Source organism: Sphingomonas mollis (genome assembly GCF_016427505.1).
Taxonomy (GTDB): Bacteria; Pseudomonadota; Alphaproteobacteria; order Sphingomonadales; family Sphingomonadaceae; genus Sphingomonas; species Sphingomonas mollis.
Genome location: NZ_JAELXS010000003.1, coordinates 1 through 26890, shown reverse-complemented (window position 1 = coordinate 26890; position 26890 = coordinate 1). Strand labels below are relative to the sequence as shown.

Genomic DNA, 26890 nt, shown 5'->3' with positions numbered 1-26890 from the left:
TGGATGGCGCACGCAACGTACATTGGCCTTCGGTGTCCATGGGTCCCGGCTTTCGCCGGGATGACGGAGTGAGTGAGGTGATAGGGAAGCGGCGACCGACCGCCGCGCCGGACCGGCTCGACCGGCCGGGGGTGACGGCAAGGGGGCGTGGCCGCTAAGGACGCGGTCATGACCATCCTGCTCACCGGTTCCAGCCGCGGCATCGGCGCCGCCGTCGCCCAGTCCCTGACCGCCGCCGGCCATGTCGTGATCGGCCACGGCACCGCCAGCGGCATCCCCGCCGACTTCGACGAACCGGGCGCGGCGCGCGCGCTGTGGCACGAGGCGCTGGACCGCGCGGATGGCGAGATCGACGTGCTGGTGAACAACGCCGGCGTGTTCGAGGCGAATCCGATCGACGCGGACGACTGGACCGCCGGCTGGGAACGCACGATGCGGATCAACCTGACCGCCGCCGCCGAACTGTGCCGGCTGGCGGTGCTGCACTGGCAGGCTCGCAGCGCCACCCCCGGCTTTCGCGGCGGCCGCATCGTCAACGTCGCCAGCCGCGCCGCCTATCGCGGCGACAGCCCCGCCCACTGGCATTACGCCGCGTCGAAGGCCGGCATGGTCGCGATGACCAAGACGATCGCGCGCGGCTATGCCCGTGACGGCATCCTCGCCTTTGCCGTGTGCCCCGGCTTTACGATGACGGGGATGGCGGATGATTATCTTGCCAGCCGCGGCGGTGACAAGCTGCTCGCCGACATCCCGCTCGGCCGCGTCGCGCAGCCCGAGGAGGTCGCCGAGGCGGTCCGTTTCCTGGCGCTGGATGCGCCGCCGTCGATGACCGGGGCGGTGATCGACGTGAACGGGGCCAGCTATGTCCGCTGACGGCACCAGCTGGAAGATCAGCCTGCCCTGCACGCGGGCCGAGGCGGAGGCGATCGATGCGGGCGGCGAGATCGCGATCGACGCGGTGCTGATGACGACCGAGGTCGTGCTGGACGACGCCGAGGCGTGGCGGCTGGATGCCTATGTCGAGCAGGAGCCGGACACGGCGATGCTGGCGGCGATCGTCGCGCTGGTGCCGGGCGCGGTCGGCATCGAGCCGACGATCGAGCGGCTGGACGACGAGGACTGGGTGACGCTCAGTCAGGCGGGGCTCGCGCCGCTGACGGTCGGGCGGTTCTTCGTCCATACCGGCGGGATGACGCCACCGCCGGGCGCGCGGTCGTTCCATATCGCCGCCGGGCGCGCGTTCGGCACCGGCCATCACGAAACGACCAGCGGGTGTCTGGCGATGCTCGACGGCATGGCGGGCCGGCGGTTCGGCAACGTCATCGATGTCGGCACCGGCACCGGCCTGCTCGCCTTTGCCGCCGCGCATCTGTGGCCGGCGGCGACGGTGGTGGCGACCGATATCGATCCCGTCGCGATCGACGTGACGCGCGAGAATGCGACGACGAACGGGGTGCCGGGGATCGAGCTGATCGTCGCGGACGGCGCGCTGGCCGATACGATCGTCGCCGCCGGCCCCTATGACCTGGTCATCGCCAACATCCTGGCGGGACCGCTGGTGTCGATGGCGCCGGAACTGGCGGCGATCGCCGATGCGGGCGCCACGATCCTGCTGGCGGGGTTGCTGGAAACGCAGCGCGAGGCGGTGACCGCCGCCTATGCCGCGTGCGGATGCACCGTCGAGGCGGTCGATCGCCGGGGCGACTGGAGCGTGCTGCGGCTGGCGGCCGGGGCCGAGCGCTATGTCCCGACCGCGCCGTTCGATCCCAAGGGCCGGGACGGCTGGGCGCTGGATATCTGATCGCTGGATATCTGATTCGGCACGCTACGCCGCGACGCGCAGCATGTTCCGGCCGGCATGTTTGGCATCGTACAGCGCCGCATCGGCGCGGCCGAGCAGTTGTTCGGCGGTGCTGGCCGGCTCCCACGCCGCGACGCCCAGGCTGATGGTGACGATCAGCGGCCCTTCCGCGCCGTGGAAGACGACGCTGCGCACCCGCTCGCCCACCGCCTCCGCGACGTCGATCGACGCGCCCGGCAGGACGATGATGAATTCCTCGCCGCCGACCCGGCCGACGAAATCCTGCGGTCGGATCGACGACGCGACGGCGGAGGCGACGCGTTGCAGCACCCGGTCGCCGGCGGCATGGCCATGTTCGTCGTTCACCCGCTTGAAGTGATCGATATCGAAGGTGACCACGGTCAGCGCCCCGCCCCCCAGACTGGCGGAATCGATCGACTGGTCGAGGATCTGCAGGATCTTGCGGCGGCTGAACACGCCGGTCAGATAATCGGTCTCCGCCATCCGCGTGGCATCCCACGCCATCCGCTCCGCCGCGCTGCGCGCCTCGTCCAGCGCCAGCTCGGCGGTCACCTGATCGGTGATGTCCTGCATCGTGCCGAAGATGCCCGACGTCCTGCCATCCGCGCCCAGCGTCGCCCAGCCCTTGGAGATGACATGGCGTATCTCACCACTTGCCCGGATGATCCGCGCCCGGAAATCGAAGGGCGAGGTGGTGGTGACCGATGCCTTGATCTGCGCAAGGACGAACGCGCGGTCGTCGATATGGTATGCCCTGATCGCGATGTCCGTCGATGGTCGTTCGACCTTTTCGCGGCCGTAGATCGCGAATATCTCGTCCGAACAGAACATGTCGCCCGACCGGATGTCCAGCCGCCAATGGCCGACATGGGCGGTGCGCTCGGCCAGTTCCAGCATCTCGTTCTTTTCGGCCAGTTGCCGGATCAACCGGTCGCGCCACCCCAGCAACGAGGCGGTCGGCAGCGCCGCCGCGAACATCAGCAACAGGTATATCTGCAGGAACAGGATGCCGAACACCGGGCCGCCGGGCAGCATCGCCAGCGGCCCGTGATTCGCCGCGGTCGCCAGACTGCTGACCAGCGTGACGATCAGGACGCTCGCCGCCGCCCCGAACGCACCGAGCCGGAACACGACGAACAGCACCCCGACGAACGGCAGGTACAACAGCGGATAGGTGGTCTGGAAAAAGACCAGCGCCGCCGCGCCGCCGATTCCCGACAGCAGGACGATCGCCTCCGCCACCTGTGCCGGTCGCGGGCGGGACCGATGGCGGTCGCGCATCAGTTCGGCCGCGATGACGATCATCGGCGTCACGATCAGCATGCCGAGCAGATCGGTACATGCCCATGACAGGAAGAAGGTCGCCGATCCGTCCGGCGACGCCATCGTCGCCACCCCGGCGCTGACCACCGCACCGATGGTGGCGGCCAGACAGAATATCCTGAGCCGCCGGGGGATGAGGAATGAAACCTGCTCGCGTCGCCGACCGGCGAAGATCGTCGCGGCCATCAGCGCATCGATGCTGTTGGCGACGCTGAAGCCCAGCGAGGTGCCGATGCCGCCGTACCACATCATATTGGCCGCCATGCTGGCCACCACCGCCGTGGCGACGAAGCGCCATGCGTCACGGCGATCGGCCAGCAACAGGGCCGCGAGCAACACGCCGCTCGCCGGCCAGATCGTCGCGATCCCCTCGGTCTGGCGGGTCAGGACCAGCCCGGCGACCGCCGCCAGAAAATACCCCCACCCCGCCAGAAGCGGCCATACCCATCGTCGGGCGGCGCGTGCGAGGAAGGGCGGAAACACCGGATCAGCCCCGAGGCCATATCATCGGCACGCAGGGCACGGGGACGGACGATGCGCCGGTCGATCGACCGGGATCGCCGGACGATCCCGTGGGTTGTCCCCCGATCTGACGCATAAACGACTGCCCTCGAATCCGTTCTGGTTCGGTATGCTATGCCTGACCGGCCGCCGGTTCAAATGCAGATGCTAAAGAAATGTAGCTAACATTGCGATGAAGGCGTGTCGATCATGCTCGCTCGCCGTGCCAGCCACGATCGCGGGCGTATTCCTGCGTACCGCGGGTCAGGATCTCATCACCCTCGACGAGCGCCGCGACCGGGATGTCTTCCTGTTGTTTCAACGAGTTGTACAACGGTGCGAAATCCGTCTCGACGGTCAGGCGCAGGAGTTCGTCGAAGCTCGGCACCACGAAGTAATTTTGCTGGAAATCGTCGATCCGATATTCCGTCCGCATCACGCGGGCGAGGTCGAGGACGATGCGATTCGGACTGGGATCGTCGAGCGCGAACCGGCTTTCCGAAAAGCTGGACACGATGCCCGATCCATAGATGCGCAGGCCCTCCGGCTCCGCGATCAAACCGAATTCGACCGTATACCAATATAATCGGCTGAGATATTTCAGCGCATCCAACCCCAGCGCCCGCTGCCCGCCCCGGCCATAGGCGGCAAGGTAATCGGCGAACACCGGGTCGGCGAGCATCGGCACATGCCCGAACACGTCATGGAAGACGTCCGGCTCCTCCAGATAATCCAGCTGGTCCGGCCGGCGGATGAAGTTGCCCGCCACGAAGCGGCGGTTGGCCATGTGATCGAAGAACACGTCGTCGGGGACGAGGCCGGGCACTGCCACGACCTGCCACCCGGTCAGTTTCATCAGCCGGTCGGACAGTTCGGCGAAGTCGGGGATGCCGGGCTTTTCCAGCTTCAACACGTCCAGCCCGCGCAGCCACGCCTCCGACGCGCGACCGGGCAGCAGCTTAGCCTGACGCGCGAACAGCGTGTCCCAGGTCGCGTGTTCCTCGGGCGTGTAATGATCCCAGCGCTGGTCGATGGTCCAGTCGGCGGCGGCTTCGGCGGGTGGGATGCCCGGAACGTGCGTTTCCTCTTCCATGCCGGCGGTCTAGCATGATGCGATGCTTAGAAGAAACGCGGTCGTAAAATGGGTGACGAAGTGGGTCGGCCGTCTGTTTCTGGCCATCGGCGGGGTACTGGCCGCCTATCTGGTGGCGGGCGCGATCGGCGGCGCGATCCCGATCAATCGCGACTGGCGTCCAGCCGCCGACGGCGTGACGATCTTCATCGAAACCAACGGCATCCACACCGGCATCATCGTGCCGAAGATGGCGGCCGGCATCGACTGGCGACCCATCGCGCGGCCCGAACATCTGGCGGACCCGCGCTATGCCCACTTCGATCATCTGGCGTTCGGCTGGGGCGAGCGGACATTCTATCTGGAGACGCCGACCTGGGCCGATGTCCGCCCCTCGACCATCGTGGCGGCGGCGATCGGCAGCGACGACACGCTGGTCCATGTCGAACATCTGCCGCGCCCGGTGCCCGGCAGGAACGTGCGCGCGGTGGTGCTGAGCGTGGCGGAATACCGTCGCCTCGCCGCCTTCATCGCCGCCGGTTTCGCGCCCGGCGGCGGGCATCGGCCGGGCTATGCCGGTTATGACGCCTTCTATACCGCGACCGGCCATTACGACGCGATCCGCACCTGCAACGCCTGGACCGGCAACGCCTTGGCGGTCGCGGGCGTTCGGGTCGGCATGTGGACGCCCTTTCCAGCGACGGTGATGCAATGGTTCCCCGAATAGCCCCGCCCTCCAAGACCCTGTGGGCCGCCGAACTGCCGCGCGCGGCGTGGATGGTCGCGACATGGCCGCGCCATCGGGCCGCCCTTGCCAGGGCGCCGCAGGGTGACGGCCGGCCGGTGATGCTGCTGCCCGGCCTTTTCAACAGCGACCGGTCGAACGCGGTGATGCGCGGTTTCCTGAACCGCATCGGTTATCGCGCGGTCGGGTGGGGCCTCGGCCGCAATCTGGGCGTGCGCAGCGTCGGGGCGGACGCGGAACACCTGATCGCGCGGGTCGGGGCGCTGGCGGCGGCGGCGGGGCCGGTGACGCTGATCGGCGTCAGTCTCGGCGGCATCATGGCGCGGCTGGTGGCGCACGAACGGCCCGATCTGGTGCGCGAGGTCATCACCGTCAGTTCGCCCTTTGCCGGCGACGGGCGGTCGACCAACGTGTGGCGCGCGTTCCAGTGGTTCACCGGCGAGCGGCTGGACAACCCGGCGGTGATCGCCCGCTCCGAACGCATCGCCGGCGACCTGCCGGTGCCGGCCACCGCGATCTGGAGCCGCAGCGACGGACTTGTCGCCGGCCAGATCTGCCACGACGACCGCTGCCGCGCCATCGAAGTGCGGAGCAGCCATCTGGGGGTGCAGCTGAAGCCCGAAGTGTTGCTGGCCATCGCGGGGGTATTGGGCGGGTAGGACAATGATCTTCAGCCCGTCACCCCCGCCCGATCATCAACCCCTTTCTACCGCCCCGCCGCCCGCAGCCTTGCCCGCAACCGGCCCGGCAACCAGCGCGCCGCGAAGGTCAGCCGCCGCGCGGTCGGGCCGACCGGCCACAGCAACCGGTCGCCGTGCACCGCATCCCATGCCGCCTCCGCCACGCGTTCGACGGGCGTGAACTCCAGCCCCGCCGCGACCACGCCGTCGCGCGCGGTGCGGTTCGATCCGGCCAGCGGCGCATTCAACAGCGGCGTGTCGATGAAACCGGGCATCAGCGCGCGCACCCGGATGCCATCAGCCGCCCATTCCGCATCCAGCGCCTCGGTCAGCCCGCGCACCGCGAACTTCGTCGCCGAATAGGTCGCCAGACCGGGCGAGCCATAGATGCCGGCGGCGGACGCCGTGTTGAGCAGGCACGATCCCGGCGTCGCCTTCAGATGCGGATGCGCCAGCCGGGCGCCGTCGATCATCGCCACCAGATTGATCGCGACCACCCGGTCCACCTCCTCGCCGCTGATCGCCGCGATCGGGCCACCGGCGGCGATCCCGGCATTGTTGAACAGCACGTCGATGCCGCCATGGCGATCGGCGAAATCCGCCAGCATCGCCGTCCACGCCGCCCGGTCGCGTACATCCATGACATAGGTCGCCGCCCCCTCGGGCAGCAACGCGAGCGTCGCGTCCAGCGCCCCGGCATCGATATCGGCCAGCCCTACCCGCCAGCCGCGCGCGGCAAACAGGATCGCGGTCGCGCGACCGATGCCGGAACCGCCGCCGGTAATCAGGATAGCCCGTTGTCTAGCCATCGAAATGCCTCTCCCGATTCACCGTTTCCCGGTTTGACCGTTTCCTCCCCATCCCCCATCGTCCGTGGCGATGCAATCATCCGCCATCGCCTGGGAGCAGGTCAGCAAACATTATGCCGGCACGACGGCGGTCGACGACGTTACGCTGTCGATCGCGCCGGGCAGTTTCGTCGCGCTGGTCGGCGCGTCGGGATCGGGCAAGTCGACGCTGCTCAAGATGGTCAACCGGCTGGTCGAACCGAGCGCCGGCCGCGTCACGATCGACGGCGCGGATGTCGCGGCTGGGCCGGCGCCCGCGCTCCGGCGGCGGATCGGCTATGTCTTCCAGAATATCGGCCTGTTCCCGCATCTGAGCGTGGCGGAGAACATCGCGATCGGCCCACGACTGGCGAGCGATCCGCCGGCCGATGTCGGCGGCTTGCTGGAACGCGTGGAACTGCCGCGCGCGCTGGCGACGCGGATGCCGGCGGAACTGTCGGGCGGGCAACGCCAGCGCGTCGGCCTCGCCCGCGCGCTCGCGCCGGGGGCGAAGCTGTTGCTGCTGGACGAGGCGTTCGGCGCGCTCGATCCCGTCACCCGCGACGCGCTGGGGCAGCGATTGCGCGGCCTGCATGACGAACTGGGGCTGACGACGGTGCTGGTGACGCACGACATGGCCGAGGCATTGCTGCTCGCCACCCGCGTCGTGGTGATGGCGGCGGGCCGCGTCGTGGCGGACGAGACGCCGGCGGCGCTGCTGCACGGCGCCGGCGGACCGGAGGCACAGGCGCTGGTCGGCGTGCCGCGTGCGCAGGCCGAACGGCTGGCGGGAATGACGGTGTGAGCGGCTTCCTCGACGCGCTCACCCGCGTGCCGCTATTGCTGGCCGCGCATGTGCTGCTGGCGATATCGGCGCTGGCGCTGGCGGTGCTGATCGCGACGCCGCTCGCGATCTGGTCGGCACGCAATCCCCGTGTGGCGCGCGTGGCGCTGGGTTTCGCCAGCCTGGTCCAGACGATCCCGTCGCTGGCGTTGCTCGCGCTGTTCTTCCCGTTGCTGCTCAGCCTGTCGGCACTGGTCGGCGGCGGTATCCCGGCGCTGGGGTTCCTGCCCTCACTGCTGGCGCTCACGCTCTATGCGTTGTTGCCGTTGCTGCGGAACGGGGTCGCCGGGATCAACGGCATCGATCCGGCGGTGATCGAGGCGGCGGACGCGGTCGGAATGACGCCCGCGCAGAAGCTGCGGCTGGTCGAGGCACCGCTCGCCGCGCCGGTCGCGATCGCGGGCCTGCGGACGGCGGCGGTGTGGACGATCGGCGCGGCGACGCTGTCGACCACGGTGGGGCAGCCAAGTCTGGGCGACCTGATCTTCGCCGGGCTCCAGACGCAAAGCTGGTCGCTGGTGCTGGCCGGGTGCTTCGCCGCCGCGTTGCTGGCGCTGGCGGTCGATGCCGGCGTCGGGCTGGTCGAGCGCGGTATCGCGACGCGGCGGCAGGGGTTGTGGATCGGTGCGCTGGTGGCGCTGGCCATGGGGCTGGCAGCCGCGACCGCGCCGCTCTGGCCGCGCGGCGACGACCGGCGGACGGTGGTGGTCGGCGCGAAGAACTTCGCCGAGCAATATATCCTTGCGCGCCTGATCGGCGAGCGGCTGGAGCATGCAGGATACCGGGTCGAGTATCGCGACGGACTGGGTTCGGCGGTGATCTTCGGTGCGGTCGCGCAAGGGGCGATCGACGTCTATGTCGATTATGCCGGCACGATCTGGACCAACGAGATGCACCGCGACGACGTGCCGGACCGGGCCGCGATGCTGCGCGCGATCGGCGAGTGGAGCGCGACGACGCACGGCGTCAGGCTGCTGGCGTCGCTGGGGTTCGAGAACGCTTATGCCTTTGCGATGAAAGAGGGCGACGCGCGGGCGAAGGGCATCGCGACGCTGGCCGATCTCGCCGCCCAGTCGCCGTCCCTGCGGCTGGGCAGCGATCTGGAATTTCTCGAACGGCCGGAATGGGCGGCGGTGAAGCGCGCCTATCCGTTCCGCTTCGCCGCGACGACGCCGTACAGCCCGACCTTCATGTATCAGGCGCTAGCCAGCGACCGGGTCGATGCGATCACCGCCTTTTCCTCCGACGGCCGGATCGCGGCGGAAAAACTGCGTGTGCTGACCGATCCGAAACACGCCATCCCCGGTTACGACGCGATCATGCTGGTCGCGCCGGACCGGGCGAAGGACGACCGCTTCCTCACGGCGCTGCGTCCGCTGGCGGGGCGCATCGACGTGGCCGCGATGCGGGAGGCGAATTTGCAGGTCGATCGCGAGGCGGACAAACGGACGCCCGATCAGGCGGCAAGGTGGCTGGCGACGAAGATCGGCCTTTAGCTGGACCCCGGCGGAGGCCGGGGGAACAGGTCAGTCGACCGCCTCCACCGCCCGCCGCGCCCGGTGCCGGTCGGCCAGCACCGCCCACATCACCTTGCACGCGATATGGATCGCCTGATCCTGCTCACGCGTCAGCTTCCCCCGCCCCTTCAATCCATCGGTCAGCGCGTGCGCCGTCGCCTCCGCCAGCCCGAGCAGCGGCAGGCCGGTGATGCCCGCGACCATCAGGCCATGCACGCCGGCATGCGCCCCCAGCGCCTGCCACCAGCGGACCCGCGACGGGGCGCGGCGGCGGCGCTTGGCGCGCGACAGGGCCGCCGGCTGCAACGGCCCGTCCGCCAGCGCATGGCCGGCCAGCAACAGGGCAAGTTCGGTGGACTTCATCGCTCGTCTATTCCTGAAACGATGCGGCAACGCCATGCATCGCTGATCTGTTAACCAGTCCCGAACCGGGAAATGGCCGGTCGCGACCGTGAATTGCGCGACAGTCGATCGATTGCAATCGGCAGTCCGGAAATGTAGATACTGTCCTCGCTACAGGATGTGTTGGAGGACGCTACCTTTAGACGATGGGAGAATCGTTTGATGTATGCCCGCGTCGCCCGTCGTCTGTCCGAAATGCCGTACCGCCTCGTCGCGCGCGCCACCGCGTTGCCCGCGGTCGATGGCCTGCGCGAACGACGCTATCGCGCCGCGCTGGAACGCCATCACGACCATCTGCCCCCCGCCGACGACGCACAGGCGGTGGCGTTCGACGCCCTCTCGCGGCACGGCGTCGCGACGACCGATTTCGATGCGCTGGCGATTCCCGGTGCGGCGGCGGTGATCGCGCAGGCCACGGCCTTGGTCGCGGACAATCTCGACCATTTCCGCCGCAGCGCCGCCAGGGGACGCGACTTCCTGTTGCTGCCGACCGCAGAGCTGATGCGCCGGCCCGACATCTATCGCCTGGGCCTCGACCCACGATTGCTCGATTTCGTCGAGCGGTATCTCGGCCTGCCCGTCGCCTATGACGGAGTGACGATCCAGTACACCGTCGCCGATGGCCGCGAGGTCGCGACGCGGTGCTGGCACCGCGACCGTGAGGATCGGCGGATGGTGAAGATCGCGGTCTATCTGAACGACGTCGATGGCGATGGCGGCCCGTTCGAACTGCTCCCCATCCCCGAACCCGCCGGGCCGAAGCGCGCCGATCCCTTCCTGCTCGACCATGACGCGGTGATCGCGCTGGCCGACGACGCCGGGATCGCCGCGCCGATCAGTTGCGAGGGACCGGCCGGCACCGTCGTGCTGGCCGATACCGGGCGCTTCTTCCACCGCGGCAAGCCCGCCACCGGCCGCGACCGCGCCGCGATCTTCTTCAGCTATTTTTCCAGCCAGCCGCAACGCCCCTTCTATTGCGACCGCAGCGGCCTGACCCGAGCGGACGTGCGGTCGCTGGTCGATGGTCTGAGCGACCGCCAGCGCCGCGCCGCCCTATGGCACGACCGGCTGCCCCGGCGCTGGCGGTACATCCGGCCCGCCGCTGTCTGACTTGCGGTCTAGAAGAACAGTTTCCGCACAGACAGTCGCACGGTGCGGCCGAGCGGGTTCAGATAGTCCGGCTGATAGCTGACCGGCGTCGTGCCGTTCGCATCGGTGACGTCCTGACGCTGGTTGAACAGGTTATCGATCGAGAAGCTGACCCGCGATCCCCGCAACCACGGATGCGCCCGAACCCAGTCGATCCGCCCGCCGAAATCCACGAACATCCGCAGGTTCGCCGTCGTCAGGCCGGAAAAGCGCAGGTCCTGCGCGCTCGTCACGCCATTGGCACGGGTGCCGCTCAGATAATTGACCGACAGGCGCGTGCCGAGACCGTTGTTGGTATAGCCGGCCTGCCCCTCCACCTCATGGCGGGGCTGGCCGCCGCTGTTGGATATGGCGTCGCCGTTCAACAGGTCGAGCGCGGGGCCGCCATCGGCGATCAGCACCCGGTCGGTCAGGTGCAGCGTGTGATAGACCGCGAATTGCAGCCGCCCTCCGCCCTGCCCGCGCCCGCCGCCACCAAAGCCACCGCCGCCGAAACCACCACCGGGGCCACCGCCGCCGGGGCCGCCGGCGCGGGGACCATCGCCACGCGGGCCATCACCCGACGGTGGCCGCGCACCCTCGCCGCCGCCCGGCGGGGCCGCGCCGTCGGGGCGACGGCCACCGGGCGGCGTCATCCCCTCGAACGGATTGGGACCGGTGCCGGCGCGGAAGGCGGCAAGCTGTTGCTGGATCTTCGACCGGATCGGCTTGGAGAAATTGATGCCCCAGCGCAGTTCCGACCGTTCCGAGCGCGCGAAATTGATCGGCCGCGCGTCCAGCCGCAACAACTGCCCATCGGCATCGCGGATCACCCGGTCGGGGAACACCGCCTCGATCGCGGCGACCGCCGCCGGAAAGTTGCGCACCGGATCGTCGATGCTGGTGCGGACGTAATTGGCGGTCAACGTCAGGTCGCGTTCGGTCCATGGTTTCAGCGTCAGGCCCAGTTTCTGGACATGGCGCTGGTCGCCGGTCAGGTCGGGATTGCCGCCGCTGATCGTGGTGACGGTCGCGGTGGTGCCGCGGACGTAATCGAACACGCGGGCATTGGGCGTGACGACGGTCGCCGCGCCCAGTTGCTGCGCGCTCGGTGCCTCGTCCTGATCGGTGATCGACCCGATCAGGCGCACCCCCTCGATCGGCGACCAGTTGATCCCGTACCCCAGCGTGACGAGCGTGCCGAAGTCCGACAGATTATCGACGCCGATGTTCAGGTTCGCCGACAGCGAGCCGAGCGCGCTCAGGCCGCCCCGCGTGCGGTTGGCGATCGGCAGGTCGATATTGGCCTGCGCATTGGCGATATCGCGCGAGATGCTGCCCGTCTGCGTCGATCCCAGCCGGATCGAGCGCGAATCCAGTTCGCTGGTGCTCACCCCGAATTTCACCGACGTCGCGACCGATCCCGCCGGCAGCGAGAACAACGTGCCGTTCACCAGCATGTCGCCGCCGGCCGAGGAACTGATCGACCGCGCGCGATTGACGGTGAGCGGCCCGAACAGCGCCGGGGTCAGGGCACCGCGCGGATCGGCGGTCGGGTCGAGCGCGTCCAGCCGCGCCTGATAGCCGCTGGTGTCGACGCCGGTATCGGTTCGCGTCCGCTGTTCGTCGCGGTCGTAATTGCCGGTGAACGACCAGCGCCAGCGCCCGATATCGCCGTTCAGCGTGGTGCCGACATGCGCGGTCACGCCCTCACGCCGCTGCGCCAGCGGATTGAAGCCATCGCCGTCGAGCAGCCGCGTGACCCGGCCGGCCGCGAACGGACTGCCGTCCGGCACGGTCAGTGCGATTACCGGCAAACCGAGGCGGCCGGTGGAATTGGTCGTCTCGATCTGGCCGTTGATCGTCGCCGACGTGCCCAGCAACGGCCGCGCATAGACGCCGTTGGCGCTGAAATTGCGGCTCGACGGCAACAGCGTGCGATACGCGCGCTGGTCGAAACCGGGATTGGCGGGATCGTCGCTGGCGGCGGGCAGGATGCCGCGTTCCGATTCGAACAGCGGCGAGCTTTGCTGATACTCCAGATGCAGGCTGGTCCGCCGGTCACGCTGGATATTCAGCAGGTCCAGATCGCCCTCGGGCGTGTTGCGCCCGCCCTCGGTCGCCTGCCGGTCGGTCAGCTCGACGGTGGCGGCACGGAACCGGCGACGCAGCACGAAATTCACCACACGCTGATCGGCGCGATAGCCGTATTTCAGCGCCACTTCCTCCGGCAGGATTTCGACGCGGGCGATCGCCTCGGTCGGCAGGTCGCGAATTTCCTGAAAGCCCGAAATGCGCCGGCCGTTGAGCAGCACCACCGGCGCCCCGCCCCGGCCGCTGCGCGTCTGCGGTTCCAGTTCGGTCAACAGGTCGGCGACGCTGCTGACGCCGTAGGATCGGATGTCCGCCGCCCCCAGCACCTGATCGGGCGGAATGTCGCCGATCACCGATCCCGGCTGGTTGCGCGATCCGGTGACGAGAATCTCTTCGTCCGCGCCGGTGTCGGTGCCGCCACCCTCATCGGTGGTCTGTTGCGGTGTAGCGGGCGTTGCCGACTGCGCCACCGTACTCGCCGGCTCGGCCTGTTGCGCCATCGCCGCCGCCGGCCACGCGCCCGCCGCCATCATCCACCGACCCAATTTCATGCCGTTCCTCACTCCCTGACGGCATCGCGCTATCAGCCATTTGTCGCACAAGTATGCCGGATCAGCGCCGTCTGGTCAGCGCATAGGCCGTACCCATCAGGGCCGTACCCAGCAATTTACGGCGACGACCGACGGCCAGCCCGGTCGCGGCGATCAGAGTCGGCACCAGCGCGATCTTCGCCGGCCCCTCGACCACCGGTGCGGCATCGGTCGGCGGCGTGATGCGCCGGCTGTCGGCGGCGGCCGCGCCCCGCTGTCCGACGGGGCGGTCGGCGCCGACCGTCGTATCGGCCTCGGTATGATGCTCCAGTTCCGCGTTCAGTTCGGCACCGAGCAGGAAGACGTAAGCCGACAGCGACAGCCAGGTCAGCATCACGACGATCGCCCCCAGCGATCCGTACGTCGCGTCATAACTGCCGAAATTGGCGACGTAGAACCCGAAGCCCACCGTCATCGCCAGCCAGATCAGCGTCGCCCCCAGCGATCCCGGCGTCAGCCACACCCATTTCGCATGGCGCCGGTCCGGGCCATAACGATACAGCGTCGCCGCCGCCGCCGCGCCCATGCCGGCCAGGATCACGTAAGACAGCAACCGCAACAGCGTCAGCACGATCCGCGGCGCATCGGGGATCAGCGAGTCGAGAAACGCCATCGCCGCGACCGACAGCATCGCCCCCAGCGCGACCATCACCGCACCGACCGTGACGGCCAGCGCCAACAGCTTCTGCATCACGAAGCCGCGGTCCTCATGCTCCTCATACGCGATGTTGAGCGCGGTGATGACCGCCCCCGCGCCGTTCATCGCCCCGTACAGCGCGATGGCCAGCGCGAAGAGCAGCCCCCACCCCTTCGCATCGGCCGATGTGGTCACGACCTGCAACAATTGCTGGCCGATCAGTTCGGCCACCTGACGCGGCATCACCCCGGTCAGGGCCGCGACATTGGCGTTCACCGTCGATGGATCGGCGACGATGCCATAGATCAGCACGATCGCGCCCAGCAGCGGCACGATCGACAGGAACGCGTAGAAAGCGACGCCCGCCGCGATCAGTCCTATATTGTCATCGCCCGCCTCTTTCCACGTGCGCAGCAATATCTGCTTCCAGCCGGCGGGCGGGATGGCAAAGGGGCTGCGCGCCATGCTGCCCATGTCCGTGTTCGTTGCCGATGTGTCGGCCATCTCGTTCGCCCTTTTTTTCCGGATTCCAGCCATGGTCGATCAATTCGCACCCGCCCGTGTTCCTGCGAAGGCAGGAACCCAGAGCCACGAACCGCATCGCTGCTGACCCTTGGACTCCTGCCTTCGCAGGAGCGCGCCGCCCGACCAGAACCACCTTAATCATCCGAACGAGCGCAGGCGTGCCGCCGTTCCGGACACAAGCAGCGATCGACACGTTACGGCCGGACAACAAGGGGAACGCCGCGTGGATACTGCCGACCGGAAATTGGTCAACATCACACGCCGCCCGGGGCCGGCGCAGGTCGCCCCGGCCCAGGTGCCGGGCGTGTCCGGCCTGCTGGGCCTCGCCGTCGGCGTCGTCGTCATCGCCGGGCTGTTCTTCGCCAAGGATGTGTTGATCCCGATCACGCTGGCGATCCTGTTGTCGTTCGTGCTGTCGCCGATCGTCGCTACGCTCCGCCGCTGGCGCGCGCCGAAGGGGCTGGCGGTGATGGTGTCGGTGCTGGTGGCGCTCGGCATCCTCGGCGGGATCGGCACGATCGTCGGCATGCAGGCCGCCTCGCTTGCCGACGACGCGCCGGGTTATGCCCGCACGATCGAGGACAAGATCGACAACACCAAGAAATTCGCCGCCGACCGGGTCGCGTTCTTCGCGCAGGACCGTGCCGCGCCGGCCCCCGCCGTCGCCGGCCCGCCGCGCACCAACACCGAACGCATCCTCGCCAGCCGTGGCCGTGAGCCGGTGCCCGTCCGCATCGCCGAAACCGAACCCGACGCGCTGTCGATGGCCGGATCGATCCTGACGCCGGTACTGGCGCCGTTCGAGACGTTCGTGATCGTGCTGGTCGTCGCGATCTTCATCCTGATGCAGAAGGAGGATCTGCGCGACCGCCTGATCCGCGTGTTCGGATCGTCGGACCTGCACCGCACGACGCTGGCGATGGACGATGCCGGCGTTCGCCTGAGCAAGTATTTCCTGTCGCAACTGGCGGTGAACGCCAGTTTCGGCACCGTCATCGCGATCGGCCTGTGGGCGATCGGCGTGCCGGTGCCGGCGCTATGGGGCATCCTCGCCGGTATCCTGCGCTTCGTGCCCTATATCGGCGCGTTGCTCGGTGCCGCGCTGCCGCTGGCGCTGGCGGCGGGTGTCGATCCCGGCTGGGGCATGGTGATCTCGGTCGCGATCCTGTTCGCGGTGGTCGAGCCGCTGGTCGGCTATGTCGTGGAGCCATTGCTGTACGGCCATTCCACCGGCCTTTCGCCGCTGTCGGTGGTGGTCGCGGCGGTGTTCTGGACATGGATATGGGGGCCGGTCGGCCTCGTCCTGTCGATGCCGCTGACTTTGTGCCTCGTCGTGCTGGGCCGCCACGTGCCGGCGATGGAGTTTGTCGATATCCTGCTGGGCGACCAGCCGGCGCTGACCCCGGTCGAGAGCTTCTACCAACGCATGCTCGCCGCCGATCCCGAAGAGGCATTGGAACAGGCGGAGGCGTTGCTGGAGGACCGGTCGATCACCGCCTATTACGATGTCGTCGCACTCGGCGGACTGAAGCTGGCGGCGGAGGACACGCGGCGCGGCGCGATCGATCATGACGGCGCCCGGCGGATCGTGGGATCGATGCTGACGGTGATCGACGAACTCGAAACGCATGTCGATGACGGCGCCACCGCCACCGCCACGCCGAACCGCTCGCTCAACCCGATGCCGCAGGGCAGTCAGACGATCGAGGAAACCGCCAGCGAGCCGATGCCCGTCGCTCCCGACGACTGGCGCGGCGACAACACGATTACCTGCATCGCCGGACGCGGTGTGCTGGACGATGCGGTGACGGCGATGCTGGCGCAGTTGCTTGGCAAGCGCGGCTTCGGCGTACGCCGGGTCACGCATGCGGCGGTGGGTCGCGATGCGCTGGAGCGGATCGACTACACCGGCACGAAGCTGATCTGCCTGTCCTATCTGGAGATCGGCGGCAGCCCCAGCCACCTGCGCTATCTGGTCCGCCGCCTGCGCCGCGATGCGCCGGGCGCGCAGATCATGGTCGGCCTGTGGCCGGAGGGCGAGGCTGCGCTGACCGAGGAACAGATCCAGCGGGCGCTGGGCGCGGACATCTATGTCGGCACGCTGGGGACGGCGGTGGAAGAGGCACTGGCCTTTGCCGGCCGGCCGGTGGAACAGGCGGCAGCCTAGGAACTCACCCTCACCCTTCCGCGGCTTCGCCGCTCCCTCCCTCTCCCGCCGGGAGAGGGAAAAGCCGCCGAAGGCGGCGAAGGGTGAGGGTGGTTCCGGTCAGCGAACCGTCACCGCCTTGGCCAGCGCACGCGGCCGGTCGATGTTGCGGCCGAGCTTGACCGCGCCGTGATAGGCGAACAGCTCGCCCGCCACGAGCTGGATGATCGGGTCCATGAACTTCGACACGCTGGGCAGTTCGATATACGCCTCCAGCAATCCTTCCGGGAACGTCGATGGCAGATCATGGCCGAAGCCGATGATGTTGCCCCCCCGCGCCGCGATCTCGTGCAGGCTCGACACGACATGCGCGAACGACTCGGGATCATGCTGCGCGTTCGGGATGAACGCGACGGTGAAGAACTTCTCGTCGATCAGCGAGATCGTGCCGTGTTTCAGGAAGCCGGCCGGCATCGCCTCGGCATGGATGTACGACACCTCCTTGAACTTCAGCGCCGATTCCGCCGCCACCGGCCAGTGGATACCGCGCCCCAGGAAGAACCAGTGTTCGATCCAGCGATAGCGTTCGGCGACATCGCGGATGGTCGGTGACAGCCCCTGTACCAGCAGATCGAGTTGCGCGGCCAGGGCGGTCAGATCCCCCATGTCCGCCGGTCGACCGTTGGCGGCCAGCTCGGCGGCGAGACGCCAGGCGATCGCCGTCTGGCTGACGACCGACTTGGTCGACAGCACGCACACTTCGCGTCCTGCCCCTTGCAGGATCGGGAAGTCCGACATGCGCTGCGCGGTCGATCCGGCGACGTTGTTGATCGACACCAGCTTCGCGCCATCGGCCTGCGCATACTCCATCACCCGCAAGGTATCGTAGGTTTCCCCCGACTGCGAGATCGAGATCAAAATGCTGTCCGCATCCAGCCGGGCGAGGTTCATGAACTCGTCGGCGGAATGGCAGGTCGCGCGGCGGCCGGCGATCTGGTGAAAGAAATACTGGCCGAGCATGCAGACATAATGCGAGCTGCCTGCACCCACGAGCGCGATGTCGCTGTCCGCCAGCCGCTCCACCGCCGGCGCGAACGTCTCGTGCGACATGGCCGCCACGTTGCGCACCGCGTCGGCCGCCTCGTTGATCTCCTTTATCATGTAATGCGGCCAAGCGCCCAGATCGGACGCCTCCGCCACGGTATCCAGCGGCAGGCGTTCCGGCGTCCGCCCGGGAAAATCGGGTGCGGTGAAGGATACCACGCGCACCGCATCATGCGTGACGAACGCGATCTCGTCCTCTTCCAGATAGGTGATCCACCCGTCCTGACCGGCGACCGCGACCGGGTCCGAACAGATATATCCCGCGTCATCGGCGATCCCGACCGCGATCGGGCTGAGCCGCCGCACCCCGATCAACAGGCCCGGCCGATCGACGCAGGTGATCGCCAGCCCGAACTCGCCCGACAATTCGCCCAGCGTCGCGAACAACGCCGCATCCAGATCGCCGCCCGCCGCGTAATGCCGGGCGAGCAGATGCGCGATCACCTCGGTATCCGTCTCCGAGGCGAAGACGACGCCGCCGGCGGTCAGGTCGCGCTTCAGCTCCAGATAATTCTCGATGACCCCGTTGTGGACGACCGCGAACTTGCCGTCGAACGAGCGGTGCGGATGCGCGTTGGGTACCGACACCTTGCCATGCGTCGCCCAGCGGGTGTGGGCGATCGCCGTTCCTGTCGGCGGCAACCCGCCCGCGATCAGCCGCGCGGTCGATTCCGACAGCGGCCCGACGCCGCGCACGATCTCGAACCCGTCGTCACCCGCAAAGGCGAAGCCGAACGAGTCATAACCGCGATATTCCAGCTTTTCGAGCGCATGGACGGTACGCTCCTCGATGGAATGGTCGGCGACGAAGGCAACGATACCGCACATGCGGGCGATCTCCGGTGAAAGGCAGGAAGAATGGATCGGGCGCGCCATGGCAGTGCCGCGTAACCGGCACAACGGCACCAATATGGAACCTTGAAGCGACCTATAAGGTGGCGGAACATGCCATCATCGGCACGGTGCGCACCATATGCCGCACCTCATGGACGAAGCGTTGCCCGATCATGAACTCTTCGAACCGCAAGTCCGCCGTCGGCTTCCCCTCGATATAACGTCCCGCTGTGGGGCAGGTCGGGCGGCGATCAAGGCTATCACCACGGCCTTGTGGCACCATGCCGGCCTTCCCACCTTCCCTTTCGGGCGCCGCTCCGCTAAGGCGGCGCGCTTTCACGACAAGTTGAGGATTTTGTTTGGCCAAGGAAGAACTGCTCGAAATGCGCGGCCGCGTGGTGGAATTGCTCCCCAACGCGATGTTCCGCGTGCAGCTCGAGAACGATCACGAGATTCTGGGTCACACGGCCGGCAAGATGCGCAAGAACCGCATTCGCGTGCTCGTCGGTGACGAGGTGCTGGTCGAACTGACCCCGTATGATCTGACCAAGGGACGGATCACGTATCGGTTCAAGTAAGCCGTTTCGCGGGACGTCCCCTGTGATGTCGCTATCCGCGAGGCTCCCCGTCCGATGACCCCGGTTCGATGATGGGTGATACCGTCAATCTGGTCCTCGCCTCCTCCTCTCCCCGCCGCCGCGATCTGCTCGCGCGCATCGGCGTCGTACCCGTGCGCGTCGCCGCTCCCGATATCGACGAGACACCCTTCCCCGCCGAGGTGCCACGCGTCTATGCGCTGCGCCTCGCGGTGGAAAAGGCGCGCGCGGTGGACCGGGCGGCGGGGGAGATCGTGATCGCCGGCGACACCACCATCGCGGTCGGCCGCCGCATCCTGCCCCCCGCCGACACCGAGACGGTGCAGCGCCGGTTGCTCGCGCTGCTCTCGGGCCGTCGCCACCACGCGCTGTCCGCGGTCTGCGTCATCGACCGCAGCGGCAAGGAGCGCACCCGCCTCGCCGACACCATCGTCGCGTTCAAGCCGCTGACCCCCGCCGAGATCGACGATTATGTCGCGTGCGGCGAGGGGCTGGGCAAGGCGGGCGGCTATGCCATCCAGGGCCGGGCCGAGGCGTTCGTCCGCTTCCTGTCGGGCAGCCATTCGGGCGTCGTCGGCCTGCCGCTGTTCGAAACCCGCGCCCTGTTGAAGACCGCCGGCCTGCCGCTTGCCTGAATGGCTCTACGAAGCCGGGATCGGCGAGGCGCGCGCCGCGCTGGTCGATGACGGCCGCATCGTCGAGGCATTGGTCGAAACCGACGATACCGGCCCGCTCGTCGGCGCGATCCACCGCGCGCGGCTGGTCGAACTGATCCCCGTCCGCCGTGGCCGCGTCACGCTCGATGGCGGTGCCGAGGTGTTGGTCGGCACCCTGCCGCCGGGGATCACGCAAGGGTCAGCGCTGACCGTGGCGATCACCCGCGAACAGATGTGGGAAGCCGTCCGCCTGAAGCCTGCCAAGGCGATCCCCACTGACGACGCCCCCACCGCCGGCCCGGACCTGCTCGCCCGGCTCCACGCGACCGGCCATCCGGTCCGCGCCGTGCGCGCGCATGAACCCGACCTGCTCGAACAGGCCGGCTGGTCGGAGGTGCTGGAGGAAGCGCGCACCGGCGACATCGATTTCACCGGCGGCACGCTCCGCATGACGCCCACCCCGGCGATGACGCTGTTCGACGTCGACGGAGCGCCGCCCGCCGATGCACTTGCCCTCGCCGCCGCGCCCGTCGTGGCGGCGGCGATCCGGCGGCATGCGATCGGCGGATCGATCGGCATCGATTTTCCCACCGTCGAGGGCAAGGCGGGTCGCCACGCCGTTGCGATGGCGATCGACGAGCATCTGCCGCCGCCGTTCGAGCGCACCGCGATGAACGGCTTCGGCTTCCTCCAGATCATCCGTCCTCGCCCGCGCGCCTCGCTGCCCGAACGGCTGCGCGCCGATCCGGTCGGCGCCGCCACCCGCGCGCTGCTGCGCCAGATCGAACGGACACCCCCCGGCGGCCCGCGCCGCCACCGCGTATCGCCCGCGGTCCATGCCCGGCTGACGGCCCGGCCGGACTGGCTGGCGGAACTCACCCGGCGTACGGGTGTCGTGATGGAATGGGACATATGATGGCCAAACCGACCTGCCCGATCTGCGGCGATGCGACCGACCCCGCCTATCGCCCCTTCTGCTCCGCGCGCCACCGAGACCGCGACCTGCTGCAATGGCTGGGCGAAGGCTATCGCATCCCGGGCGGCCCGGCCGCACCGGAGGGGCTGGACAACCCCGAGGAGCACGACTAGGGACGCGCTTCCGATCGCTGGTCGGACAAGCCCGGGTAGCTCAGTTGGTAGAGCATGCGACTGAAAATCGCAGTGTCGGCGGTTCGAATCCGTCCCCGGGCACCACGCCTTCATAGATGCTTTGTCGGCGCTACCTTGTCGTTTCGCCAATCAGACGTGAAGTTCGCCCCCATAAACGGTCAACTCCGCTTTTTACTTCGTGGATCGATCAAACTCGCCGGGGCCGCGGAATTACGGCTTATGGGTGAAGATAGCGCAGCCGATGCCGTCGACGCGAAGACATCGGAATTGTCAGTTCAGCGATTCGATGGCTCCGTCCCTGAACGAACGTGAAATTGCGGCCTGGCTGGGCCGCATCCGGCTCGGTGAGGACGTGCCGCGGAGGCGATTCGCAAGCATGATGGCCCAACCAAACGGTCTCCACGACGTCGGCGAGCGTAACGAAAGCGAGGCCTATTCACGCGACAGGCCCTCCGGCCGATCCGATGGAATAATCGTTTTTCTGCGTGCTAACATTGCTGCGATGGCCGCAAAGATCGGCAAGCCGGACATTGATTGCGTTCGGAATGACCCAGAGGTCATGATGGTCCCTCATCCGCCCGTTGATCATGCCGATGACAACCATGGCCTGAAACTTCTCTGCTATGACGGCCGCCGGCGGATAGGCCTGAATGCTTGGCTCCTCCATCCCGAGAAGCGAGGGGTGATTCATCGGTTCCACTTTTGACGCGACTGCGTCATCGCAGCCTATATCCACGGTTACCGGAATGTGCGGTCAAATCGGGATGCATGCACATCCGAAGCAGTTGTTACGCTTTTTCTTCCAGTTCCTACCTGCCAGTCAATGCCGCTGCCAGATTTTGCTCGATGCACAATCCCGCCGACACGCTTCCCAATGAAAGCCTATGCACGCTCGCGAGTTACCAGGAGTCTCAGCGTCTTTCGCGGCGGGTCTCGCACTCGTGACTAGCGAGCAATATAGGCTGGAAGAGCACGCTTCGCCCAAACGATCGTCGAACGGTTCATGAGCCCGCCGAGCGGCCCGGCCACGAAGGTACGCGCCACCACTAACCTGCCGAACCTCGACGCCGCCGCGCTCGCCGCCAGTATCCAGAAGTAGCTGCTGGCCATCGCCAGCGCGTGCTTCTCGACCATCCGCACCCGCTGGTTCGCCGTCATCAGCCTCCGCAGCCAGTCGTGCGTCCACGCAAGGAAATCGGAATCCACGGCCTCCGGTGGCAGATTCGCCTGACCCAGCAGCACGTGCCTCTTCAGATCGCCCTCGCTGGCATCCACCTGCAGTTCGTCCAGCATGGGTGCGGCCAAGGCCATCTTCCGTGCCCGGATTTCGTCCTGGCATTGTCGAACACACTGGTCCGGATGGATCCGACGGTCGACCAGCACACGCGGCATGTTTGCCAGCCGATGCTCTCGCTGGAGCTGGAGGAACATGTCCGCGTCCTCGCATACGGGATAGGCGGGATCGTACCTGTAGCGCTGGAGGACCTCCGCCCGTCCCATCACCGAGGACTGCTGGAAGGCGGATCGGAAGAGCATCCACGCCGCGATAAGGTCCGGTTCGAGCGGCGGCACCCGTGTACCGGCTCTGCGTGTGCCGTCGGCGCGCAGCTTGCCCGCGCACGAACCCGTCATCGCGATGTCAGGATGCCGGTCGAGGAACGCCATCTGCTCCGCCAGCCGCGTCGGACGCGAGACATCGTCGCTGTCCAGCCAGGCGATGTAGCGTCCCCGCGCCTCTGTCAGCGCCGTGTTGCGCGTGGTCGGAATACCCCGGTTCTGCTCGTGTCGCACGACGCGGAGCCTTGGGTCGCCGATCGCTGCCAGCAGGTCGCCGGTCTGGTCGGTCGATCCGTCGTCGACGACGACGACTTCGATGTCGCGAAGGGTCTGCGTCAGCACGCTTTCGATGGCGGCCGCGACGTACTGAGCGCGATTGTAGGTGGGAATGAGAACGGAGACGAGCGGCCTGGTCATGTCCTCGTCGTCCTACACGAGTACCGGGTGACAGACCATGCGGGTCGGGCATCTGCATCCGGATACGGGTTGGACGAATGACGATGGCTGGGTTGGCGCGCAATGACAGCGCATAAGACGGGCATGGGCAGGCGGATGCTGAGCAGCCTATGCCAGGAAGGCCAACCTCGCATGTCCGTGACCCGCTTCGCCCCCCGTCCTGCTTCGGACCGCCTCGAACGGACGGTAACGCCGAGGCCCGTTGTTGCGCCGCGTGACCGATCTACTCTAATCGCGGGATGCAATGGACCTGATGCGCCCCTCAGCCGAACTGGAATCGCGTGCCGGCATCTGGCGGTCGATCGGTCAGAACCTCGGCTGGATGCTGGCCAGCCGAGGTCTCGTCGCAGTTCTGTCGCTCGTTTATCTCGGGATCGCGGCTCGCTCCCTCGGCATCGCCGGGTTCGGCCGGTTCTCACTCATATCGGGTGCAGCGCAAGCTCTTTCGGCGCTCGTCGCATTCCAGAGCTGGCAGGTGGTCATCCAGTTCGGAACGGCCATCAGTCCGAAGTCGGAGGCCAGGCTCGGCAGGCTGTTCCGGTCGTGCGTGTTCCTCGACGTCTTCAGTGCGGTGATCGGCTCGCTGCTCGCCTTCGCGATCCTGGAAATCTGGAGCGAACAGCTCGGCATCGGGCCGACCCTCAAAAGGGCGGCGCTGATCTACTGCGTCATCCAGGTCTTCGCGATAAGGTCTTCGGCCGTCGGCATCCTGCGGCTGCGGGACCGGTTCGCGCTGGCGAGCATGGCGGACAGCACGATGCCCGTAGTGAGGGTCATCGGATCGGTCCTGGTCATGGTGTTCCATCCGACGATCCAGGGTTTCCTCGCCGTCTGGGCGGCCGGTGAGATCGCCACCAGCGCGGTGTACTGGTACATGGTCCATCGAACCGGAGATCTACGCCTGATCCTGCGCGAACGCAGCATTACGAGGGGCATCCGTGAGCATCCCCGGTTCATCCAGTTCGCGATCAGCACGAACGCGAGCGCGACGTTGGGGATGGCGACCAAGCAGATACCTCTGCTGATCGTCGGAAGCGAACTGGGCGTGGCGGCGGCTGGCGCGTTCCGCCTCGCATCGCAGCTGGCCCAGGCGCTGACCAAGCTCGGGCAGATGATGTCGAGAGCCGCATTGCCGCAGGTCGTGCTTGCCGTAAGGACGGAGCGGGAAGATGTCATCCGCCGGCTCACGCTCCGAACGGTCGCCGCCAGCATTCTCGTCGGAACGATCACGACGGTTCTGGCCATCATGCTGGGAGAACCGGTGCTACGGCTCGTCGGAGGCCGCGATTTCGTCCATGGATCGTCGATCATCGTCTGGATGGCGGCGGCCGGGTCGGTCGATCTGGTCGCCATCGGCCTGGATACCCTGATGACTGCCCGCGGCGAGGCGGGCCGTGTGTTTCTCATAAGAATTCTGGGCGCCGGGTTGATGTTCGCGACAGCCATTCTCCTTCTTCCCTCTATGGGAGAAATCGGCATGGCCGCTGCCATATTGACCGGATCGCTGACCGTTACCGGCATGATGCTGCTCAGCAGGACGAGACAGCCGAGCTGAACGACGTGCTCGTCGGCATCGAATCGACCGACCTTAGCGGGGCGGAACCGGCCAAGGTTTCAGCGATGCGCAGCATCGTTGGAATGCTGCGAAGGGGATGCGCGACCACATGCGTACCGAGTTGCCGCTCGCGGGCCTGAACCCGGGAAGGCCCGACCGGGAAATGACTTCTTCCTTCCGAAGCGACAATATCCTCCCCGGCCTGGCATCACCGACTCGCGGATCGCGACGGCAATGATCGGGGACGGGATCGGGGGGCGGAGCCGACATGGCGAAGAACGTGCTCATCTTTTCGGACGGCACCGGCCAGATCGGCGGGTTGCGACCGGACCAGCGCCTGTCCAACATCTACAAGCTCTATCGCGCGATGCGGCCCGGCCCCGATTCACCGATGGGCTGGGACGAACAATATGCCTTTTACGATCCCGGTCTGGGCGCGGGCGAGGTCGGCGGGCTGACCTTTCGCCGGCTGCACAACATGCTGGCGGCGGCGGTCGGCACCGGCATCGATGAAAATGTGATCGACTGTTACGCCGCGATCATCGCCAATTACCGGCCCGGCGACCGCATCTGCCTGTTCGGGTTCAGCCGGGGCGCCTATACCGTCCGGGCGCTGGCGAACGTGCTGAACCTGTGCGGCGTGCCGACCAGAACCGCCGATGGCACGCCGGTGCCGCGCTACGGCGCAGCCCTGCGCCGCATCGCCAGCGTGGCGGTGAAAGACGTGTACAATCACGGCGCCGGCGCGAAACGCGCGCAATATGAAAGGCAGCGCGAGACGAAGGCCGAACGCTTCCGCACGACCTATGGCTCGGAAGGCATAGGTATCGATGGCGAGAAGCAGGCCAATGTGCAGCCCTATTTCATCGGCGTCTTCGACACGGTCGCCGCACTCGGCAGCCGCACCGCCACGCTGATCGCGACGCTGGGCTTCGTGGTGATGATCGGCCTGACTTTGGCGATCGGATCGATCGCGCCGTGGTGGCTTACCAGCCTCGCTGCACTTGTACCGGCGGCGGCGCTGTTATGGCTGCTGCGTATATGGGCGGACCAATTTAAGTATTTCTTCGCCGATCCGAACCGGCGCGTGCGGTGGTGGAACCCGTTCGACTGGATCGCCGCGATCCGCGTCGGCCATCTCGCATGGTGGAGCGGGAAGCATTACGACCGCTATGTCGATCGCGAGGTTCGCTATCTCCGCCACGCCCTGTCGCTGGACGAGGAACGGACACGCTTCCCCTTCGTCCCCTGGGCGCGTCCGCAGGACCTCAGACTGAACGAGGCCGAAGGCCGCACCGACTGGCTGCGACCGCGCTGGTTCGCCGGCAATCACTCCGACATCGGCGGCAGTTATCCGGAGGATGAATCGCGCCTGTCCGACATCGCGCTCCGCTGGATGGTCGACGAATTCACCACCGCCATGGCCGGCAGCGTGAAGATCCGCGCCGATCTGCTGGTCACCAGCCCGGATGCCACCGGCCTGCAGCATGACGAGGTGCAGCGGATGCTCGACAGCCAGCCGCGATGGCTGCGGCGAGTGACCGGCGACCGCCTGACATGGCGGCGCACGGTGCGGAAGGTCGATCCCGCCGCGCCTTTGCACCCCAGCGTGCTCGAACGGTTCGCCGCCGGCCCCGTGCCGCAAATGGGCGAGATGAAACCCTACCGCCCCGCCAGCCTGCGCGACCACAAGACCGTCGCCAGCTATTATACGGGCTGATGCCATCCGGATCGGACTCGCGGCACGGGTCGTTGTTACCCCATGGCGCAGAATATTGAGGAACTTCAGGCCCGCATGGAGGCCGCCGCCCGGGCGATGGACTTCGAGGAAGCCGGCCGCCTACGCGACCAGATCAACCTGATCCGCGGCGGCGCCTCGATGACCGAAGCGGCCACCGCAGAAACCGCCGGCATCCGCCGCCAGCAACCCGGATCGATGGGGCTCGGCTCCAGCCGCCAGCAAGTCGCCCCGCCCGCCGGCTGGACACCGCCGCCCAAACCCGACCTGATGACCACCGGTCGCCGGCGGACGAAGGCGGAACGGCGTTAGGAAGGATGTCCTACAGAGAGGCCCTAAGGTATCCCGTCAAGAAACCGCTCTTTCTAACCGTAGACCGCCCGCCACCCACCCCCGCGCACGATCGCGCACGCGTAGGAGGGTGTGACTTT

The 26890-nt window shown here is 67.4% G+C and carries 24 protein-coding genes and 1 tRNA gene; 16 read left to right on the top strand and 9 right to left on the bottom strand.

The window, feature by feature from the left end; genetic code table 11:
- Window positions 1–168 precede the first annotated feature (168 nt).
- Both JAO74_RS05945 and JAO74_RS05940 read left to right on the top strand, forming a co-directional pair.
- The gene (locus JAO74_RS05945; RefSeq protein ID WP_199036154.1) at window positions 169–873 is read left to right on the top strand and encodes an SDR family NAD(P)-dependent oxidoreductase; all 705 of its coding nucleotides are present in this window, start codon (window positions 169–171) and stop codon (window positions 871–873) included.
- Entirely contained in the window at window positions 863–1801 is a 939-nt protein-coding gene (locus JAO74_RS05940; protein WP_199036152.1) for a 50S ribosomal protein L11 methyltransferase, read from the top strand. Before JAO74_RS05945 ends, JAO74_RS05940 begins: the two co-directional genes overlap by 11 nt.
- 24 nt (window positions 1802–1825) lie before the next feature.
- Here the strand turns inward: JAO74_RS05940 and JAO74_RS05935 are convergent, their stop codons facing one another.
- Window positions 1826–3628, bottom strand: coding sequence for a sensor domain-containing diguanylate cyclase (locus JAO74_RS05935; protein WP_199036150.1), 1803 nt, complete (start codon window positions 3626–3628; stop codon window positions 1826–1828).
- A 226-nt stretch (window positions 3629–3854) separates the two neighbouring features.
- Window positions 3855–4739 carry a phenylalanine 4-monooxygenase gene (phhA, locus tag JAO74_RS05930; protein ID WP_199036148.1) on the bottom strand — a complete coding sequence of 295 codons (885 nt, stop codon included), beginning with the start codon at window positions 4737–4739 and terminating at the stop codon, window positions 3855–3857.
- 52 nt (window positions 4740–4791) lie between these two features.
- On the opposite strand from phhA, the gene JAO74_RS05925 reads away from it, so the two are divergent.
- Both JAO74_RS05925 and JAO74_RS05920 read left to right on the top strand, forming a co-directional pair.
- Entirely contained in the window at window positions 4792–5445 is a 654-nt protein-coding gene (locus JAO74_RS05925) for a TIGR02117 family protein (protein WP_332908738.1), read from the top strand.
- Complete coding sequence (locus JAO74_RS05920) at window positions 5430–6122, top strand: lipase family alpha/beta hydrolase (protein WP_233150729.1); 693 nt, start codon at window positions 5430–5432, stop codon at window positions 6120–6122. Before JAO74_RS05925 ends, JAO74_RS05920 begins: the two co-directional genes overlap by 16 nt.
- Window positions 6123–6169: 47 nt before the next feature.
- Here JAO74_RS05920 and JAO74_RS05915 read toward each other — a convergent pair whose 3' ends face one another.
- Window positions 6170–6952, bottom strand: coding sequence for an SDR family oxidoreductase (locus tag JAO74_RS05915; RefSeq protein WP_199036144.1), 783 nt, complete (start codon window positions 6950–6952; stop codon window positions 6170–6172).
- A 70-nt stretch (window positions 6953–7022) separates the two neighbouring features.
- Between JAO74_RS05915 and JAO74_RS05910 the strand changes: the two genes are divergently transcribed.
- Window positions 7023–7775, top strand: coding sequence for an ATP-binding cassette domain-containing protein (locus JAO74_RS05910; protein WP_199036142.1), 753 nt, complete (start codon window positions 7023–7025; stop codon window positions 7773–7775).
- On the top strand, window positions 7772–9310 hold the full coding sequence (locus JAO74_RS05905) for an ABC transporter permease/substrate-binding protein (RefSeq protein ID WP_199036140.1): 1539 nt from the start codon (window positions 7772–7774) through the stop codon (window positions 9308–9310). Before JAO74_RS05910 ends, JAO74_RS05905 begins: the two co-directional genes overlap by 4 nt.
- A gap of 30 nt (window positions 9311–9340) precedes the next feature.
- Here the strand turns inward: JAO74_RS05905 and JAO74_RS05900 are convergent, their stop codons facing one another.
- Window positions 9341–9694: a hypothetical protein gene (locus JAO74_RS05900; protein ID WP_199036138.1), complete on the bottom strand. Its 354-nt coding sequence runs from the start codon at window positions 9692–9694 to the stop codon at window positions 9341–9343.
- 201 nt (window positions 9695–9895) lie between these two features.
- Between JAO74_RS05900 and JAO74_RS05895 the strand changes: the two genes are divergently transcribed.
- Window positions 9896–10843 (top strand): phytanoyl-CoA dioxygenase family protein, encoded by a 948-nt coding sequence (locus JAO74_RS05895; protein ID WP_199036135.1) that lies wholly within the window; start codon window positions 9896–9898, stop codon window positions 10841–10843.
- An 8-nt stretch (window positions 10844–10851) separates the two neighbouring features.
- On the opposite strand, the gene JAO74_RS05890 is transcribed toward JAO74_RS05895, so the two are convergent.
- Window positions 10852–13506, bottom strand: coding sequence for a porin family protein (locus JAO74_RS05890; protein WP_199036133.1), 2655 nt, complete (start codon window positions 13504–13506; stop codon window positions 10852–10854).
- Window positions 13507–13567: 61 nt separating this feature from the next.
- Complete coding sequence (locus JAO74_RS05885; protein WP_233150728.1) at window positions 13568–14686, bottom strand: YihY/virulence factor BrkB family protein; 1119 nt, start codon at window positions 14684–14686, stop codon at window positions 13568–13570.
- A 244-nt stretch (window positions 14687–14930) separates the two neighbouring features.
- Here JAO74_RS05885 and JAO74_RS05880 point away from each other — a divergent pair, with 244 nt between their 5' ends.
- Window positions 14931–16874, top strand: coding sequence for an AI-2E family transporter (locus JAO74_RS05880; protein WP_199036129.1), 1944 nt, complete (start codon window positions 14931–14933; stop codon window positions 16872–16874).
- 99 nt (window positions 16875–16973) lie between these two features.
- On the opposite strand, the gene glmS is transcribed toward JAO74_RS05880, so the two are convergent.
- Window positions 16974–18785, bottom strand: a complete 1812-nt coding sequence (glmS, locus tag JAO74_RS05875; protein WP_199036127.1) for a glutamine--fructose-6-phosphate transaminase (isomerizing) — start codon at window positions 18783–18785, stop codon at window positions 16974–16976.
- A gap of 365 nt (window positions 18786–19150) precedes the next feature.
- Here glmS and infA point away from each other — a divergent pair, with 365 nt between their 5' ends.
- The 5 genes from infA to JAO74_RS05850 all read left to right on the top strand — a co-directional run bounded on the left by infA (window position 19151) and on the right by JAO74_RS05850 (window position 21237).
- Window positions 19151–19369, top strand: coding sequence for a translation initiation factor IF-1 (gene infA / locus JAO74_RS05870; protein ID WP_007403889.1), 219 nt, complete (start codon window positions 19151–19153; stop codon window positions 19367–19369).
- A 68-nt stretch (window positions 19370–19437) separates the two neighbouring features.
- The gene (locus tag JAO74_RS05865) at window positions 19438–20022 is read left to right on the top strand and encodes a Maf family protein (protein ID WP_233150727.1); all 585 of its coding nucleotides are present in this window, start codon (window positions 19438–19440) and stop codon (window positions 20020–20022) included.
- On the top strand, window positions 20015–20959 hold the full coding sequence (locus JAO74_RS05860) for a ribonuclease (protein ID WP_199036125.1): 945 nt from the start codon (window positions 20015–20017) through the stop codon (window positions 20957–20959). The genes JAO74_RS05865 and JAO74_RS05860 overlap by 8 nt, the downstream gene beginning before the upstream one ends.
- Window positions 20959–21132, top strand: a complete 174-nt coding sequence (locus JAO74_RS05855) for a DNA gyrase inhibitor YacG (protein WP_416194294.1) — start codon at window positions 20959–20961, stop codon at window positions 21130–21132. The genes JAO74_RS05860 and JAO74_RS05855 overlap by 1 nt, the downstream gene beginning before the upstream one ends.
- Window positions 21133–21161: 29 nt before the next feature.
- Window positions 21162–21237 (top strand) — tRNA-Phe (locus tag JAO74_RS05850).
- A gap of 352 nt (window positions 21238–21589) precedes the next feature.
- Here JAO74_RS05850 and JAO74_RS05845 read toward each other — a convergent pair.
- On the bottom strand, window positions 21590–21901 hold the full coding sequence (locus JAO74_RS05845; protein ID WP_332908753.1) for a nucleotidyl transferase AbiEii/AbiGii toxin family protein: 312 nt from the start codon (window positions 21899–21901) through the stop codon (window positions 21590–21592).
- A 197-nt stretch (window positions 21902–22098) separates the two neighbouring features.
- Window positions 22099–23127, bottom strand: a complete 1029-nt coding sequence (locus JAO74_RS05840; RefSeq protein ID WP_199036121.1) for a glycosyltransferase family 2 protein — start codon at window positions 23125–23127, stop codon at window positions 22099–22101.
- A 283-nt stretch (window positions 23128–23410) separates the two neighbouring features.
- On the opposite strand from JAO74_RS05840, the gene JAO74_RS05835 reads away from it, so the two are divergent.
- The 3 genes from JAO74_RS05835 (at window position 23411) to JAO74_RS05825 (ending at window position 26771) form a co-directional block, all read left to right on the top strand.
- A complete protein-coding gene (locus tag JAO74_RS05835; protein WP_199036118.1) occupies window positions 23411–24721 on the top strand; it encodes a lipopolysaccharide biosynthesis protein in 1311 nt (436 codons plus the stop codon).
- A 268-nt stretch (window positions 24722–24989) separates the two neighbouring features.
- Window positions 24990–26441: a T6SS phospholipase effector Tle1-like catalytic domain-containing protein gene (locus JAO74_RS05830; protein ID WP_199036117.1), complete on the top strand. Its 1452-nt coding sequence runs from the start codon at window positions 24990–24992 to the stop codon at window positions 26439–26441.
- A gap of 42 nt (window positions 26442–26483) precedes the next feature.
- On the top strand, window positions 26484–26771 hold the full coding sequence (locus JAO74_RS05825) for a UvrB/UvrC motif-containing protein (protein WP_199036115.1): 288 nt from the start codon (window positions 26484–26486) through the stop codon (window positions 26769–26771).
- Window positions 26772–26890: the final 119 nt, after the last annotated feature.